Origin of the sequence: Nitrobacter sp. TKz-YC02, assembly GCF_049852135.1 — a bacterium.
Taxonomy (GTDB): domain Bacteria; phylum Pseudomonadota; class Alphaproteobacteria; order Rhizobiales; family Xanthobacteraceae; genus Nitrobacter; species Nitrobacter vulgaris.
On record NZ_CP180728.1, the window covers coordinates 1,808,739 to 1,825,868 of the forward strand.

General features: G+C 59.4%; 15 protein-coding genes. 3 read left to right on the forward strand and 12 right to left on the reverse strand.

Translation table 11 applies throughout. From position 1 onward, the window contains the following. Positions 1 to 68 precede the first annotated feature (68 nt). From glpX to ACM561_RS08610, 4 genes are all read right to left on the reverse strand, one after another. Positions 69 to 1,064 carry a class II fructose-bisphosphatase gene (gene glpX, locus ACM561_RS08595; protein ID WP_425909441.1) on the reverse strand — a complete coding sequence of 332 codons (996 nt, stop codon included), beginning with the start codon at positions 1,062 to 1,064 and terminating at the stop codon, positions 69 to 71. 56 nt (positions 1,065 to 1,120) lie between these two features. Then, positions 1,121 to 2,443, reverse strand: a complete 1,323-nt coding sequence (locus ACM561_RS08600) for a homoserine dehydrogenase (RefSeq protein ID WP_425909442.1) — start codon at positions 2,441 to 2,443, stop codon at positions 1,121 to 1,123. Positions 2,444 to 2,519: 76 nt separating this feature from the next. Beyond that, the gene (locus ACM561_RS08605) at positions 2,520 to 3,737 is read right to left on the reverse strand and encodes an LL-diaminopimelate aminotransferase (protein WP_079446791.1); all 1,218 of its coding nucleotides are present in this window, start codon (positions 3,735 to 3,737) and stop codon (positions 2,520 to 2,522) included. A gap of 230 nt (positions 3,738 to 3,967) precedes the next feature. Beyond that, positions 3,968 to 4,279 (reverse strand): hypothetical protein, encoded by a 312-nt coding sequence (locus tag ACM561_RS08610; RefSeq protein WP_425909444.1) that lies wholly within the window; start codon positions 4,277 to 4,279, stop codon positions 3,968 to 3,970. Positions 4,280 to 4,563: 284 nt separating this feature from the next. On the opposite strand from ACM561_RS08610, the gene phaC reads away from it, so the two are divergent. Continuing rightward, positions 4,564 to 6,369, forward strand: a complete 1,806-nt coding sequence (gene phaC / locus ACM561_RS08615; RefSeq protein WP_425909445.1) for a class I poly(R)-hydroxyalkanoic acid synthase — start codon at positions 4,564 to 4,566, stop codon at positions 6,367 to 6,369. A gap of 62 nt (positions 6,370 to 6,431) precedes the next feature. Here the strand turns inward: phaC and ACM561_RS08620 are convergent, their stop codons facing one another. From ACM561_RS08620 to ACM561_RS08655, 8 genes are all read right to left on the reverse strand, one after another. Then, on the reverse strand, positions 6,432 to 6,782 hold the full coding sequence (locus ACM561_RS08620; protein WP_425909446.1) for a hypothetical protein: 351 nt from the start codon (positions 6,780 to 6,782) through the stop codon (positions 6,432 to 6,434). Beyond that, positions 6,779 to 9,310, reverse strand: a complete 2,532-nt coding sequence (locus tag ACM561_RS08625) for an arylsulfatase (protein WP_425909448.1) — start codon at positions 9,308 to 9,310, stop codon at positions 6,779 to 6,781. The genes ACM561_RS08620 and ACM561_RS08625 overlap by 4 nt, the downstream gene beginning before the upstream one ends. Before the next feature lie 289 nt (positions 9,311 to 9,599). Further along, on the reverse strand, positions 9,600 to 10,031 hold the full coding sequence (locus ACM561_RS08630) for a CBS domain-containing protein (protein WP_425909449.1): 432 nt from the start codon (positions 10,029 to 10,031) through the stop codon (positions 9,600 to 9,602). A 290-nt stretch (positions 10,032 to 10,321) separates the two neighbouring features. Then, the gene (locus ACM561_RS08635; RefSeq protein WP_425909451.1) at positions 10,322 to 10,753 is read right to left on the reverse strand and encodes a cupin domain-containing protein; all 432 of its coding nucleotides are present in this window, start codon (positions 10,751 to 10,753) and stop codon (positions 10,322 to 10,324) included. A 218-nt stretch (positions 10,754 to 10,971) separates the two neighbouring features. Continuing rightward, positions 10,972 to 11,163: a hypothetical protein gene (locus ACM561_RS08640; RefSeq protein WP_425909453.1), complete on the reverse strand. Its 192-nt coding sequence runs from the start codon at positions 11,161 to 11,163 to the stop codon at positions 10,972 to 10,974. A gap of 628 nt (positions 11,164 to 11,791) precedes the next feature. Beyond that, positions 11,792 to 12,469 (reverse strand): DUF6928 family protein, encoded by a 678-nt coding sequence (locus tag ACM561_RS08645; RefSeq protein WP_425909454.1) that lies wholly within the window; start codon positions 12,467 to 12,469, stop codon positions 11,792 to 11,794. Between the two features lie 220 nt (positions 12,470 to 12,689). Further along, positions 12,690 to 13,688 carry an N-acetyl-gamma-glutamyl-phosphate reductase gene (gene argC, locus ACM561_RS08650; RefSeq protein ID WP_425909456.1) on the reverse strand — a complete coding sequence of 333 codons (999 nt, stop codon included), beginning with the start codon at positions 13,686 to 13,688 and terminating at the stop codon, positions 12,690 to 12,692. 92 nt (positions 13,689 to 13,780) lie between these two features. Then, on the reverse strand, positions 13,781 to 14,311 hold the full coding sequence (locus tag ACM561_RS08655) for a DedA family protein (RefSeq protein ID WP_425909457.1): 531 nt from the start codon (positions 14,309 to 14,311) through the stop codon (positions 13,781 to 13,783). A 186-nt stretch (positions 14,312 to 14,497) separates the two neighbouring features. On the opposite strand from ACM561_RS08655, the gene parE reads away from it, so the two are divergent. After that, positions 14,498 to 16,555 carry a DNA topoisomerase IV subunit B gene (gene parE / locus ACM561_RS08660; RefSeq protein WP_425909459.1) on the forward strand — a complete coding sequence of 686 codons (2,058 nt, stop codon included), beginning with the start codon at positions 14,498 to 14,500 and terminating at the stop codon, positions 16,553 to 16,555. Between the two features lie 93 nt (positions 16,556 to 16,648). Then, entirely contained in the window at positions 16,649 to 17,053 is a 405-nt protein-coding gene (locus tag ACM561_RS08665) for a VOC family protein (protein WP_425909460.1), read from the forward strand. The last annotated feature ends 77 nt before the right edge of the window (positions 17,054 to 17,130 follow it).

Here is a 17,130-nt window from a genome sequence, read left to right on the forward strand (position 1 = left end):
TCCGTGCCTTGCGATATCGCATGAAGCCAACAACCTCGTCGGCCTTATCGCCGGCCTTGGGGTCTGGTTCAATCCAGGTCGAACTTGTCTATCTTGCGATGTTCGGCCTTGATGCGGCGCATGGTCTCGGTCGCCGACCGCATCACCACCGTTTCGGTTTCGATCCCGTTCTTGCGGAACCGGACACCGGACAAAAGCGAACCTGATGTCACTCCTGTGGCGGCGAACAGGCAGTCGCCTTTCACCATGTCGCTGATTTCGTATTTTTTCCTGGCATCCGCGATGCCCATCTGAAGAGTTCGCTCGCGTAACGCCTCGCTGTCGATGATAAGACGAGTTTGCATTTGACCGCCGATGCAGCGAAGCGCAGCCGCTGACAGCACGCCTTCGGGGGCGCCACCGCTACCGAGATAAATGTCGATTCCCGTTCGCGGCTCGGCGGTGTGGATGACGCCGGCGACGTCGCCGTCGCTGATAAGGCTCACCGCGGCGCCGAGCTTGCGGAGCGCGGCGATCTTCGCCGCATGGCGAGGCCGGTCAAGCAGGATGGCGGTGATCTCGGTAGGCTTGACCCCCTTGGCCTTGGCCAGATTGATGATGTTCTCTTCCACAGGCGCGTCGAGATCCACCGTGCCGATCGGATAGCCCGGACCAATCGCGATCTTGTCCATGTAGCAGTCCGGCGCGTGAAGCAGCGTGCCAGCTTGAGCCATCGCGATGGTAGCGATCGCGCCCGGCATGTTTTTGGCACATAGCACGGTCCCCTCGAGCGGATCGACGGCGATATCGACCTGCGGGCCTCGTGTGTTGCCGACCTTCTCGCCGATGAACAGCATCGGCGCTTCGTCGATCTCGCCCTCCCCGATCACGACTGTTCCGTCGATCGGCAAATTGTTGAGTTCTCGCCGCATCGCATCGACCGCGGCCTGATCCGATGCCTCTTCCATGCCACGACCGCGCAGACGCGCCGCCGACACCGCCGCCCGCTCCGTCACGCGCACGATTTCGAGCGTCAGGATACGCTCCAGCACCTCCTGCGATGGGACGGAATTCTGTGTCGGCATCGTCTCAAACTCCCTCGGGCAGCGTGGAGGCCCCTGCGTCGGCACGCAATCCTCGTTCAGTTCTTCTCGATTCGTATCACCTGCGGGCGTCCTGTGATGACCTTGTCAGCCCGCACCGCATGGAGCGCGCGATGCACCGCATCCTCGTGGGTTGCATAGGTGATCAGGAGCACCGGAACCGGCGAAGTCGGCGTGTCGGATTCCTCGTCATCCAGCTTGCCGTTGGGATGACGCTGGACGATCGATTCGATTGAAATCTTCTGCTCGGCCAGCCGCGTGGCGATGGTCGCAGCAGTGCCGGCGAAATCGCGTGCCATCAGCCTGATGTAATAACCGCCCTCGTGGCGCTCCATCGGTGCCTTCTCGGTCGCGCGCAGCTTCGCCGAGGGCCGGCCGAACGGCAAAGCCCGAATGCCGGACGCGACATCGGCGATATCTGCCACCACGGCAGACGCAGTCGCGGCTCCGCCGGCACCCGGACCGACAAGTGTGATCGGAGGGATGCCTTCGCCATCGATGGTTACCGCGTTGGTGACGCCCATGACCTGTGCGATAGACGACGTCTTCGGCACCATGGTCGGATGCACTCGCTGCTCGATGCCTTTTGAGGTCCGCACCGCGACCCCCAGCAGCTTGACCCGGTAGCCAAGTTCCTCGGCGGCGCGAAGATCCTCCGGCGCGATCGAGGAAATGCCTTCGACATAGACCGCGCTCTGCGCAACACGCGTGCCGAAAGCCAGGCTCGCCAGGATCGACAGCTTTTGCGCGGTGTCGTGCCCGTCCACATCGAACGACGGATCGGCTTCGGCATAGCCGAGACGCTGGGCATCCTTCAGGCATTCGGCGAACGACAGGCCTTCCTTCTCCATCCGCGTCAGGATGTAGTTACAGGTGCCATTGAGAATGCCGTAGACGCGATTGATCGTGGTTCCCGCAAGCCCTTCGCGCAGCGTCTTAATGACGGGAATGGCGGCGCCGACCGCGGCTTCGTAGTTCAACGCGCCGTGGTGTTGCTCGGCGAGAGCGGCGAGCCGCAGACCGTGCTTGGCGATCAGCGCCTTGTTGGCCGTCACCACCGACTTGCCGGATTTCAGGGCCGCCTCGATCGCCGAGTGCGCCGGATCGCCTGAACCGCCCATCAGCTCAACGAAGCAGTCGATGCCGGGATCGTTCGCCAGCGCCAGGGCGTCCTTAGCCCATGCGATGTCGGTAAGGTCGACGTCGCGTTTCTTGGTTTTCGAGCGTGCTGCAACAGCGACGACGCGAACGCCGCGTCCGCAGCGTGCTGACAGCGCGCGGCTTTGCTGTTCTATCAGTCGGACGACGGCGGACCCGACAGTTCCGAGCCCCGCGACGCCCACTTTCAGTGGTGCGACCATAACAAACCTGCTGGAAAACCGGCGTGCAGGGCACGATCCGAGCGAAAGACCGGAAAGCCGTTCTCCGGACTGGCGCCTACCGCCGGTTGGCGAGAGGAACCACGTTGTGCAACGTTTCAATGCCGCTTTCAAGGAAGTGGCGAACGCCCCGTGCGGCCTGGCGAATTCTCTGCTCGTTTTCTACCATGGCGATGCGGACATAACCTTCGCCGTGCTCGCCGAAACCGACACCGGGCGAAACCACGACGCCCGATTTCTCAACCATCAGGGTCGAGAACTGCATGCTCCCGAGATCACGGAAACGCTCGGGCAGCGGCGCCCATGCGAACATGGAGGCCTGAGGCGGCGGAATCACCCATCCGGCACGGCCGAACGATTCAACCAGTATATCACGGCGCTTGCGATAGATCTCGCGCATCTCCCGGATGCAGGTGTCGGGGCCGTTCAGCGCCGCCGTGGCCGCCACCTGCACGGGCGTGAAAGCCCCGTAATCGAGGTAGGATTTGACACGCGCCAGCGCCGCGATGATGCGTTCGTTGCCAACCGCGAAACCGATGCGCCAGCCGGCCATCGAAAACGTCTTCGACATCGAGGTGAACTCCACGGTGACGTCGAAAGCGCCGGGCACCTGTAGCACCGAAGGCGGCGGGTTATCGTCGAAATAGACTTCGGAATAAGCGAGATCGGACAGGATGAATATCTCGTGCTTCTTGGCGAACGCGACGAGATCCTTGTAGAAATCGAGACTTGCCACCTGTGCCGTCGGGTTCGACGGGTAGCAGACGATCAGTCCGATCGGTTTCGGAATGGAATGGATGATCGCGCGCTCGCAGGCGGCGAAAAAATCGGGCGTCGGCGACGACGGCACGGAGCGGATCACGCCGCCAGCCATCAAAAAGCCGAATGCATGAATCGGGTAGCTGGGGTTTGGACAGAGCACCACGTCGCCCGGCGCGGTGATTGCCTGAGCGACGTTCGCAAAACCTTCCTTGGAGCCGAGCGTCGCCACGATCTGCGTATCGGGATTGAGCTTCACGCCGAAGCGGCGGGCATAGTAACCCGCCTGAGCCTTCCGCAGGCCGGTGATGCCGCGCGAAGCTGAATAGCGGTCGGTCTTGGGTTTGCCGAGGGTTTCCTTGAGTTTTTCGATGACGTGGCGCGGCGTCGGCAAGTCGGGGTTGCCCATACCGAGGTCGATGATATCGGCTCCGGCGTTCCGTGCAGCCGCCTTGGCGCGATTGATCTGTTCGAACACGTAAGGCGGCAGACGGCGGATGCGATAAAACTCTTCCATAAGTCCTGGCTCCAGGTCGGATTGACGAGGCGATCGCCCATTGCCTCGATGAAGTCGACGAAGCTTCAGCAGAAAACGTGTGTATTCAAAGGCTTGGCACATTCAAGTGTCAGCTCGCCGACGTCGAGGTCTGACGTTTCAGGCGCAGCCTTCTACTTGAATCATATCTTTTAGCACGGACACCCTGCTCTGCCATCACTTCGCGTGTTTTATAGCGTTTCCGAGCGAAGTTATCTGGGTTCCGAGCCGTGGTCCTGTGAGGCGTGAGCTTGGCGGTCGCGCGCGTCGATCAGTTCCTTTTCGATCCGCGCTTGTTCGGCACGATCCATCGCCGCATGATCTCTTGGGGCAGGAAGGTCATGCACCGCAGGATAGGATGATACGTCATGGGGCCGTTCCGCCGCACCCGACGGAGCCTCGAAAGGTAGATCCGCAATCGATGTGCAGCCTCCGAGCGCCTGCGACATCAACGCCAATGCGGCGGTGCAGGCGATCACGGGTCCCGCACGTCTGCTCGTCTGTCGTTGTGATGCTACCGTCACGCTGCTCACATCGTCCCGTCCAAGCTTGCGCCGGTAAATGTTTGTTTTATCAAACCTAATCGCAGGCGAGACCATTATGCTTCCGAAAATATTAAAACTTCGAAATCCAAGAAGCTGCGGCCATTTCAATCGAGTCATCACGGCCCATGTATGGCGGGATCAAGAAGTGTTGTCGCACTGCACCACATCGAATCAGGCAACAAGTCCCCAAGATTATGTCATGATCCATGCCCGCCATTGGCAACCTGCGTGACGGAATGATGAACAAGCCCTCAGACGCGTCCATGAGCGAGGTATCCACCGAGACCAAGCCGACGACGGGGTTCGACTCCGACACCTTCGCGATGAACCTTGCGAATGCCATGCAAAACGGTGGCAGGGCGCTGGCCGCTTATCTTAAGGCTCGTGAGCACGACCAGACCCCCGACAACTCGCCGACCGAGTTCGCCGAGTTGATCAAGACCGTCAGCACGGTTTGTGAATACTGGCTGTCGGACCAGACCCGGGCCGTCGAATTACAGGCCAAGCTCGGCGCATCCTATCTGGAGCTTTGGGGTTATGCCGCGCGGCGCCTGGCCGGCGAGGAGGTCAGGCCAGCCATCGAGCCGGAACCGCGCGACAAACGCTTCGCTGATCCGGAATGGCGGTCGAACCTGCTCTTCGACTTTCTGATGCAGGCGTATCTGCTGACGACCAAATGGACGAACGAACTGGTGCACGACGCCCACGGCCTCGATCCACATACCCGCAAAAAGGCTGAGTTCTATATTACACAGCTCGCCAATGCAGTCGCGCCGTCCAATTTCGTGATGACCAACCCCGAAGTACTCCGTGAAACCTTCGCCTCCAACGCCGACAATCTGGCGCGCGGTATGAAGATGCTAGCGGAAGACATCGAGGCCGGCAGAGGGGTGTTGCGCATCCGCCAGACCGACTCTGCCGGTCTTGCGGTCGGCGTCAACCTCGCGACGACGCCGGGCAAGGTGATCTATCAGAACGAATTGATGCAACTGATCCAGTATTCACCGAGCACCGAAAGCGTGCTGCGGACGCCGCTGCTGATCGTGCCGCCTTGGATCAACAAATTCTACATCCTCGATCTCAGGCCGGAGAAATCCTACATCAAGTGGTGCGTGGACCAAGGCATCACGGTGTTCGTGATATCGTGGGTCAATCCGGACGGAAGGCTCGGGGAAAAGACCTTCGAGGACTATATGAAGGAAGGTCCGCTCGCCGCGATGGATGCCATCGAAAAGGCCACCGGAGAGACAAAGGTGCATACCGCTGGCTACTGCGTCGGCGGCACTCTGCTTGCTGCCACGTTGGCATGGCTTGCGAATAAGCGGCGGTCGCGCGTGAGGTCGGCGACCTTCTTCGCCGCTCAGGTAGACTTCACCCATGCCGGCGACCTGCTGATATTCGCTGATGAGGATCAGATCTCCGCGCTCGAACGCGACATGAAGCGGTCCGGTGTGCTGGAAGGTAGCAAGATGGCGATGACCTTCAACATGCTGCGCTCCAACGACCTGATCTGGTCCTACGTCGTCAGCAACTATCTCAAGGGCAAGGCACCACCCGCCTTCGATCTTCTGCACTGGAATTCAGATGCCACGCGGATGCCGGCGGCCAACCACTCCTTTTATCTGCGCAACTGCTATCTCGAAAATCGTCTCTCCACCGGCTCCATGGTACTCGACAATACCTTGCTCGACCTTTCGAAGGTCAAGTTGCCCGTCTATGCGCTCGCTACCCGCGACGATCACATCGCGCCTGCGGAATCCGTATTGTACGGCTCGCGCTTCTTTGGCGGTTCGGTACGCTTCGTGTTGTCGGGATCGGGCCACATCGCAGGTGTGATCAATCCACCCGCGCGCGGCAAATACCAGTATTGGACCAACGACAAGCTCCGCAACAAGACTCTCGCCCAGTGGCTGAAGGGTGCGGAGGAACATAAGGGCTCGTGGTGGCCGGACTGGCTCGCATGGCTGCGAAATATCGACGGCAAGGAGATCGCGGCGCGCGAGGTCGGGGCCGGCGCGCTACCTCCGATCGAGGATGCACCGGGCAGCTACGTTCGCGTGCGCTCGTGAGATAAGCAGTTTGATTTGATGCGTTTTCTTCACGCGAACCCGATTCACTTCGCTCGAAAAGGCTATAGATCGCGGATTTGCGGGCCGTCGCGCATCAAGAGAGCGGTCAGTATGAGATGAAGGATGACTGCCGGCCACAGAAGAACGCCGGTCAATCCGCCTGCGAAACCGAGGTAAGCCAAATATAGGGCGACGGCTCCGCTGTAGATCAACATGCCCGCGCGTGGGGGCCACCTTGGCCAGCAGGCGATCCCCAAAGCAATCAGCGCAATGCCGGCGACACGCGCGACCGGCGTTGCGACACCGGAAAGCTGCTCGCCCAGCAACAACTGGCCCACCAGCGACGGGGCGATCAGCAGCGCCAATCCCGTTGCAGCTTCGCTGACGGCAGCAAACACCAATGCGCCTTTCATTTCTTCCCAACGTTCGCGGATGGTTTTTGAGGCTTCGCCCTCTCAATGGAATCCGGCTCGGGTGCCGGCATTTGTCCGAGCTCTGCCTTGGCTTGCGCCGGATCCTTCAGCACTGGTCCGAGCTTGAACGTCAGCTTGTTGATCTTGCCCGTGAACTTGAACGGAGTATCGTAGCGATACTCGAGCATCGCGACACCGGTCCGGGTGTCCTGGCCGACGTCGAAGGTCTCGTCCTCCGGGAACGTGACAGGCGTGCCGTGTTCAATGGACTTCCGGTCTACTTCCTTGCCGTCAACTGAAAGTACGCCCGTGCCGCCCTTCCCTAATCCCGGCCCATCAAGCTTGAAGTCGAAAACGATGGTGTGCTTGCCCGCGCTCAATTCCGGTCCCGACCAGATCGTGCGCTTCAGGTTGAGAAGGTTATAGAGGAATACAGGCTTGCCCCGCCGAAAGCCCGCCACACCCTTGCTCAGAAACAGCCCGTAGCCGCCGAAACGTCCGCCTTCGGTGACGATCATGCCCTCAGCGCCGCCCTCGGGAATCTGGATCTCGGCGGTGATGGTATAGGACTTGTTGAGGATGCTCGGCGCAGCGCTTGCCGGCACACCGGTCAGCCCGCCTGAATAGGTGAATACCGTCTGCCCTGCGGTCAGGCTTGGACGCGGCGTATTCCAACGCGCGAGCGTCGTGTTATCGAGCGGCAGCACGTTGTACTTCTTCGCCTCGACATCGAAGATAGCTTGCAGCTCCTTGACTTTGTCCGGCATCTCGGCGGCCAGATCGTTGAACTGGGTAGGATCTTCCTGGACGTTATAGAGCTCCCACTTGTACCCCGTGATCACATCCGGTGGAGGCGCGCTGCTTAACGCCCATGGAAGCGTGATCGGCGTCGTGGCCGCAATCCATCCATCATGATAGATGGCGCGATTACCGAGCATCTCGAAATATTGGGTCGTGTGCGTCGTCTTGGCGTCGGCGTTAGCGCTGTCCCACGTGTACGCCATACTCACCCCTTCCATGGGGCTCTGTTTGATACCGTCGATCGTATCAGCTTGCGAAATGCCGGTCGCTTCGAGGATGGTTGGAGCGATGTCGATGACATGATGGAATTGGCGACGGATAGCTCCGGCATCTTTGATATGGCCAGGCCAGGACATGACGACGCCTTGGGTGGTCCCGCCAAAATGCGACGGCACCTGCTTGACCCACTTGAATGGAGTGTCCATCGCCCAGGCCCACGGCGCAGCAAAATGCGGGAAAGTCTTGTCCGAGCCCCAGAACGAGTACCAGAGGTACTGAGCCTTCACCGGCACCGGGACACCATTGAAGGTCGTGAATTCGTTCGGCGTACCGTTGATCATGCCTTCGGCACTCGCGCCGTTGTCACCGCCGATATAGATGATCAAGGTGTTGTTCATCTCTCCGAGATCTTCGATCGCCTGGATGACGCGGCCGATCTCATGGTCTGCGTAAGCGAGGTAAGCCCCATAGACATCGGCCTGCTTGATGAAGAGTTTCTTCTCCAGCAAACCGAGCGAGTCCCATTGCGGCAATTCCTTCGGCCACGGCGTCAGCTTGGCATTTTCCGGCATAATGCCCAGGCGTTTCTGATTGGCGAAGATTTTCTCGCGCACTTTGTTCCAGCCGTCATCGAACAGGTGCATACCGCCGATCTTCTCGATCCACTCCGGTGTCGGGTGATGTGGCGCGTGGGTTGCGCCCGGCACGTAATAGACAAAGAACGGCTTGTCCGGCGCAATCTCCTTGAGTTGCTTGATGTGCTGGATGGCCTCGTCGGCCATGGCGGTTTCCAGATTCCAGCTGGGATTGCCCTGGAAAGGATAGATAGCCGTGGTGTTGCGGAACAGGTTCGGCTGCCACTGGCTGGCGTCACCGCCGACAAAACCATAGAAATACTCGAAGCCCATGCCGTTAGGCCATTGATTGAAGGGCCCTGCCTGGCTCGACTGGAACGAGGGTGTGTTGTGGTCCTTGCCGAACCACGAGGTCGCGTACCCGTTCGCTTTCAGGATGGTGCCGATGGTGCCCTTCTCGATTGGAATGATCGAGTCGTAACCTGGGAATCCCGTCGATATTTCACCGACCACTCCGAAGCCGACAGAATGATGATTGCGGCCGGTGATAAGGGCCGCCCGCGTCGGTGAGCACAGCGAGGTAGAATGGAAATTGGTATACCGCAGGCCCTGCGCAGCGATGCGATCCATTGCGGGTGTGGGAATAACACCGCCGAAGGTGCTCGGTGCCCCGAAACCCTGGTCGTCTGTCATGATGAGCAACACGTTGGGAGCGCCCTTCGGCGGCACGACACGGGGCGCCCACCAGGCGGTTGACTCCGAGGCCTTCTCCTTGATCATCCCGCCGAACGCCGGAGGGAGCGGTGGAATCTGCTTCCCGTCGATGGTGGTCGTGGCACCGGGTGAACCTGGAGTAGCCGTGACCTGAGCAAATGCCGAGACAGAACTCAGGACGAAAAGACTCGCGCCTGCAAGCAAACTACTGAGTTTCATTGAATGCCTCCGCGGCTCAAAAAAGAAAGCCTGAATGCACCCAACTTGCCGATGTTGACTTAGATCAAAGCACAAATTGAGGAGGGATCAGCGCTAGCCGCCGATCGAGGATGCGCCGGACAGCTACGTCCGCGTGCGCTCGTGATGACCCGCTTGCGCCCGATGGGCCACCAATAGCGGGCATCCCCAAGGTGCGCGCGAGCATGCACGCCAAGCCCAAGCGAGTGGGCTCTCGTTCAAATTGGAACAAGATCAAACACGGGCAGGCTTATGAGCGATGCCCGAGCCGTCAACGCGAGATGCTGTAGGCATCACGTAGGACGTTCGCCTCAAGCTCCAGCTCCTCCAGCCGATACTTGATTACATCGCCGATGCTGACGATGCCGGCTAGCTTGCCGCCAAGAACTACCGGCAAGTGTCGCACGCGTTGGTGCGTCATCAGTTTCATCACGCGAGTGACGCTTTCGTCCGGGGACACGGTGGTCACACCGTGCTGCATGACTTCCTTCACACGCATCGACCCGGCTGCCTCGCCGTACCGAAAAAATGCGTCAACGATCTCACGTTCGGAAAGGAGGCCAAGAATTGCGTTTCCACTCGTCACAACGAGAGCGCCAATATTTTTTGCGCGGAGCCAGCCCGCCGCGCTCTTGATATTGGCTTCCGGACCTATTGTTGTGACGTCAGGGCCCTTCCGCCTCAGAATGCTTTCGATGGACATAGCTTCCTCCATCGTGCGGCTCAACGCCTATCGCATTGATTTTGCGTGGCAGTGCCGGTCACGCTCCCGCGATTGGGATGCATTGACCTAATATATCATATTGGCGGGAAGCAGTCAGCATTTGGTATCGTGGAACCGATCAATCGTTGTCTAACTGATGCGTGATCGGTTCGGGTCAAAAAAGCCGCTTTGGTCGCCCGCTCGCCGCTTCCGGTCTGCCCCGAGGAACGGAGATTTCAGAGTTGGACAGCAGTCCCAAAGGACGAACAGCAGAAGCACGAATTTATGACTTACGACGCTGTCGCGCCCAGCCTCTGCGCCAATATTGCATCAAGTTCTGGTAGCAGGACGATGCCGTCCTGATCGCTACCGGATGAATGCACGACAAGCCACTTGCACGGCGCTCCGCTCTCATTCGATGGAGCATGCGGAACATCCTTAGGCATATAGACCTGGTCCTCGGCCTTGACGACGAGACGATGCTCAAGTTTGTCGCCATAGTAGACGGCGCATTCACCTTCCAAAAGGTAAGCAATCGTCTCGATACCCTTGTGGTAATGGACCTTTGCCTTGGCACCCGGAGGCATGGGCAGCACATTCAAACAGACCTGCTTTGTTCCAGCCGTCTCCTTCGATACGCCGGCTCCGTAGGTAAAGCCCTGCTTGCCGACATAGGTCTTGCCGGGCTGGATCACTCTCACCGCATCGGATGATCCTGGCATTTGCAATCTCCCACAAACAAACCGACCGGACGTAACTTACCACAGAAATTCGAAACCATTCGCACGCACGCCGAATGGGCTCGCTGGAAGCATTTCTGAACCGCTCAAATGACTGCGTCGCGTCATTCGCGATCGGGTCGAGTCAGCCAACACGGGTTGCTGCCTTCGGAAAGATCGAAAGAGTAGCCATGGGATTGTCCGGTGCTGAAGGGAAAAGGCTAACTGCCTAGCTTCTGCATCACTGCGTCGACATTCTCGTCGATCGTGAATGTCGGATTTTGAGGATTTGCCGTGTGAACCCACGTTTGCGTTCGGTCTGCTGAAGTCGGGGTAACCGCGATGATATGAGTCACGTTGACGAAAATTTCATGGCTGGTGGCGGCGTCGGTGAATTTGACGAATTTGTTCATTGAGATTTCCTGGCTTGGTGTTGCGGAGCCCGCACATGATAGCGATCCGGAAGGTGCGGCTGAATGTGCTAGAGATCGACAAATCCGAAACGATGGTCCGCGAAACGCGCTCCCGCACTTGCTCGAACGTGGGCAGGTCGGGGTTCGGTTTCATCGGCTCATTTTTTCAACGACAACATTTGAGTTCGTCGAGAACCAGAGTGTACCAGTAGCAGCAATCAGTCCTGCAATGCCGATCGCAGCTAGGGTCTTCAAGATAAACTTTTGGAATGTGTTTGTGCCGCGCTGCCCGCGAAAATAACGCTGCGCTGTCGCCGTGACAGATGGTCTGCGCCTTTGCTTTCCTACGTTTTTCTGCTGGTTGATCTCGTAATCTGGACCATCCGGAAGTTGATTGCGTGGAAACGAACGCTCCCGCGAAAGGAGGCGACCTAGTTGTGCCCTACGCCCCCGCGTCCCGCGTGCGGGCTGATTTATTTACCCCTTTCGGCGGGCATGACGTGCAGCGCTCCCTTGTGCACCGGTCGCCGCCACAACGACCCTACGCCACATAGTGATGCTGCAAACTCTTATCGCTTTGTGAGATGGATTAGTTTTGATCTGTGGTCGCGGCCGACAGGGGCGTGCGTCAGCCCCAAAACTTCCACCACGGACGTCTTCGCCTCGCAAGGAACTCATCTTCGTCGTCGTTCAACCAGAAATCGCTGCCAGGGATTTGCAAAAGCTCGGGAGCATCGAACCCGTAGCCTGTAAACGATCGCCAAACCTCGCAAAACAGTCCCTCGCCATGATCGGCCAAACTGAGCGGCTCATCGCCAAGATCAGAACGACTTCTGTACAGAATTTCCCCGTCGACTTCGACGCGGTCGCAGTTTGCGAGATAGGCGTTCTCGGCGGGCAACTGCGAACCTTCATCGCCTATTATGGTTCCATCATGTCCGTAGAAACGGCGAATCAAAGCTCCCCTACGAAAAACAGCAAAACCCCAGGCGCCGACGCGCGAGTCTAGAAAAAACGCGGCGATATCCGCTTCGGGGAAATGCCGAAACAGCGCGCTCCTCAAAAAGGAGAAGTCTTGATCGACTGGACCATCAACACAGCCATCAAAGAAATGTCCTGCGAGAGGCGTGTACACGATTATGCGATCGCTGATCGCACCAATCCAAATGCTGGCACCACCTGACTCCGCGAGAAGTACCTCTTTGCTCTTGCGGCGCTTCTCATATCCAAGGCGTCCGAGAAACTCATCGGGATCGGCACCGAGGAGCGCAGGACGAACCACGATCGTATTTGTTTTCCAACTCATGACCCGACATGAGAGCTGCAAGAGTTCGTGTCAAACGGAATCCAAATCGCCCCATAGTTTCTGCTAATTATTCGGCCCGAACCACATCGTAATGACTGCAACGGGTCCTTCGCGGCCGCGGGTCGAGCCAACTCTACGTTTTTCTGCTGGCTGATCTGGCGATCTGGACCGGCAGAAGGTTGATTGCATTGAAACGAACGCTCCGGCCAAAGGAAGCGATCTAATCCGTCCCCTCATCCTTCAGCCCGAGCATCAGCCGCATGTTCTGCACCGCCGCGCCGGATGCGCCCTTGCCGAGATTATCGAGCCGCGCGACCAGGACGGCCTGCCGATGTTTATCGCTGGCGAAGACATGGAGTTCGAGCTTGTTGCTGCCGTTCAGCGACTCCGGCTCGATCCTTCCGCTTTTGGTCGTGGCGCTGTCCAGCGGCATCACCGAGACATAGATGCTGCCGGTGTAACGCTTCGCCAGCACCTCATGAAGTGCCGCGCCGTTGGGTTGTCCGGGCAGCGTGTCGAGGTGCAGCGGGATCGACACCAGCATACCCTGCCGGTAGTCGCCGACCGATGGCGCGAAAATCGGCCGTCGCGTCAGGTTCGCGTATTTCTGCGTTTCCGGCAGGTGCTTGTGCTCGAAGCCGAGTCCATAGAGTTCGAATGCCGGCGCGGTCCCCTTCTCAAAACTTTCGATCATGGATTTGCCGCCGCCGGAATAGCCGCTCACCGCATTGATGGTGACGGGATAGTCCCGTGGGATCAGGCCGGCATCGGTCAGCGGCCGTAGCAACGCAATCGATCCGGTCGGATAGCAGCCGGGGTTCGCAACCTTGCGCGCCGCCTTGATCCTGTCCGCCTGATCCGGCGTCAGTTCCGGAAAGCCGTAGGTCCAGTCCGGCGCGACGCGGAAGGCGGTCGAGGCGTCCAGCACTTTCGGCGCGTCAGCACCCATGTCGTCGATCAATGCGACCGTTTCCTTCGCCGCGTCGTCCGGCAAACAGAGGATGACTAGATCGACTTCCGCCATGAGCGCGCGCTTGGCGGCCGGATCCTTCCGCTTGTCCTCAGGGAGGCTTTTGGCATTGACGTCGCCTTGCCGATCAAGCCGTTGACGGATTTCGAGGCCAGTCGTTCCCGATGCGCCATCGACGAACACTGTTGGTCTGCTCGCCGTATCGCCGCTTGAAGCGGTGCTTTTCATCCTGGTGTCTGTGCCGGTCATGACATTATCCTAGCATCCGCGAGCGCGCTCGCGTCTGCGGCTTGTAACTCATTGTGGTGGTTGCGCGACAGCCGGCTCTCCGTTCGTCAGACTCAAATCGCGCTCCAGACCCATTCGACGATCCGTGAAATCAGGTCGCCGAACAGCAGCAGCACCGCCGACCAGATCAGCGCTGATGTCCAGTTGGCGAACTGAAATCGCAAGGACGGCATTTCGAAAATGCCTGCGGCGAGTGGCACGGTGGCGCGCAGTGGTCCGAAGAACCGCCCGATATAGATCGATGGGACACCCCATTTCTCAACCAAGGCCACGCCGCGGGGCAGAAGGCCGGGATGTCGCGACAGCGGCCAGATCGAAGCGACCTGTTCCTTGAAGGTGAAGCCGATCCAATAGGACAGCCAGTCGCCGAGCGCCGCGCCGACCCCCCCGGCTACCCACACCGGCCAGAAATTGATCTGACCAGGCCCCATCATCGCGCCGATGGCCACCAGTACGCCCCACGCCGGGACCAGCAGCGAGATGAAGGCGAGCGATTCGCCGAAAGCAAGCACCAGAACGACAGCGGCAGCCCAAACCTGATGATCGCGCACGAAGTCGACCAGGCCACGTGCGACGTTTTCCATTCCACAGCGCCTCTCGTCAAATCTCAAATGCAGCCAGGAAACCTCTTCCCCGCCAGATCCGCCACAGGTAAGCCACCCCCGTCAGGCGACTTCAAGTCACAAAGACGCGGACGGCACGAAACCACCATGGCATAGTCGGCGCAGCCGATTCTTTCATACGCAGCCGTACGCAATATCTGAATAATTATGGCCAAATCACTGAAATCGAACGCTAATAAGAAGAAGTCTGGCGATCTTTTCGCGGCTTCGGACGTCAAGGGCCGCGTCCCCGCTCGAGCTTCAACTCCCGTATCGGGAGCTGAGGCCGGCTACACCGCCGCTGACATCGAAGTGCTGGAGGGGCTTGAGCCGGTCCGCCGCCGCCCCGGAATGTACATCGGCGGGACTGACGAGAAGGCACTGCACCACTTGTTCGCGGAGGTGATCGACAACGCCATGGACGAGGCGTTGGCCGGCCACGCGACTTTTATCGTCGTCGAACTGACCGCCGACGGTTTCCTTACCGTCACCGACAACGGGCGCGGCATCCCGATCGACCCACACCCCAAGTTCCCAAAGAAGTCTGCACTCGAAGTCATCATGTGTACGCTGCATTCGGGCGGCAAGTTCGACTCCAAGGTTTATGAGACCTCCGGCGGCCTACACGGTGTCGGCGTCTCCGTGGTCAACGCCCTCTCCTCGCTCCTTGAGGTGGAAGTGGCGCGCAGCCAAAATCTGTACAAGATGACCTTCGAGCGCGGTCACCCTCGGGGCAAGCTCGAAGACCTTGGCAGGATAGCCAACCGCCGCGGTACCACCATCCGCTTCAAGCCGGACACCGAAATTTTTGGTGCAAAGGCCGCGTTCAAGCCGCAGCGCCTTTTCAAGATGACGCGCTCGAAGGCGTATCTGTTCGGCGGCGTTGAAATCCGCTGGCGTTGCGCGCCGGAACTGCTCAAGGGCGTTGATGACGTCCCGGCGGAAGCAACCTTTCACTTCCCCGGCGGCCTGAAAGATTATCTTGCCGCCGCGATCCACAAGGACACCCTGGTTCATCCCGACATCTTCTCGGGCAAGTCCGGCCGCAACGGCGCACACGGCGCTTGCGAATGGGCGGTGGCGTGGACCGCGGACGCCGACGGCTTCCTGTCCTCCTACTGCAACACGGTACCGACACCTGACGGCGGCACCCACGAGTCCGGTTTACGCAGCGCGCTGCTGCGTGGACTGAGGGATCATGCCGAACGTGTCGGCCTCGGCAAGCGCGCCGCGCCAATCACGTCTGAAGATGTGATGGTCGGGGCGGCCGTGATGCTGAGTGTGTTCGTGCGTGAACCGGAGTTTCAGGGCCAGACCAAGGACCGCCTTGCCACCGCCGAAGCCTCGCGGATCGTCGAGCAGGCGATCAAGGATCCGTTCGATCATTGGTTGTCCGGCAATCCGGTGCAGGCCAACAAGCTGCTCGATTTTGTGATCGAGCGCGCGGACGAACGGTTGCGCCGTCGTGCAGAGAAGGAAACCTCGCGCAAGAGCGCCGTGAAGAAGCTGCGCCTGCCCGGCAAGCTTGCCGACTGCACCAACACCGCAACCGAAGGTTCGGAACTGTTCATCGTCGAAGGCGACTCGGCCGGCGGCAGCGCGAAGCAGGCGCGCGATCGCAAGACGCAGGCCGTGCTTCCCCTACGCGGCAAAATCCTCAACGTGGCATCGGCGACCAAAGACAAGGTCGTCGCTAACGCTCAATTGGCTGACTTAATCCAGGCGCTGGGCTGTGGCACTGGGACCAACTATCGCGAGGAGGACTTGCGCTATTCGCGAGTCATCATCATGACGGACGCCGACGTCGATGGCGCGCATATCGCATCGCTGCTGATTACGTTCTTCTATCGGCAGATGCCGCACCTGATCGACGAGGGTCATTTGTATCTTGCGGTGCCGCCGCTCTATCGCCTGACCCACGGCAGCAAGACGGTCTACGCCCGCGACGACGCCCACAAGGATGCGCTGCTCAAGAGCGAGTTCAACGCCAACGCGAAGGTGGATGTCGGCCGCTTCAAAGGGCTCGGCGAGATGATGCCGGCGCAACTCAAGGAAACCACCATGGACCCGGCGAAGCGCGCAATGTTGCGCGTGATGCTGCTGGCGGACGATCGCGAGGATACGGCGGATTCGGTCGAGCGTTTGATGGGTACCAAGGCGGAGGCGCGCTTCGCCTTCATCTCCGACAAGGCGGAATTCGCCAGCGAGGATATGCTGGACGTATAAGCATTATCACGGGGTGCGCTAACTAGTTGACTAGATTCCAGCAGCAAGTTGCGGTCTTATTCAGGGAGACCTCAACTGCAAGGAGGCTAGGCAATGAGTTCAACCGTGATTCCCGCGATGCGTTATCGCGATCCACACAAAATGATCGATTGGCTGTGCGATACCTTCGGCTTTATCCGCAAAGCCGTTCATGACGACGGCAACGGCGGTGTTGTCCATGCCGAACTGTCGCTAGGCGATGGCATGATCATGCTGGGTTCGGCGCGCGACGACGACTTCGCCAAGGTTCAGAAGCCGGCCACGACCAATCACCTGGTGACTCAGAGCGCCTACATCGTCGTGCCGGATGCCGACGCTGTCTATGACAAGGCCAAGGCCAACGGCGCCATCATCGTTCTCGAGATTTCCGACAAAGACTATGGAGGGCGCGACTTCACCTGCCGCGATCCTGAGGGCCAGGTCTGGAGTGTTGGCACTTATAATCCGTGGGTTAATTGACGGCCAGAGATCAGGCCCGATCCTCTTGTGAGGTCGGAAGCCATGCGCAGCGCCGCTATGACAGTCGGCGGAGTTCT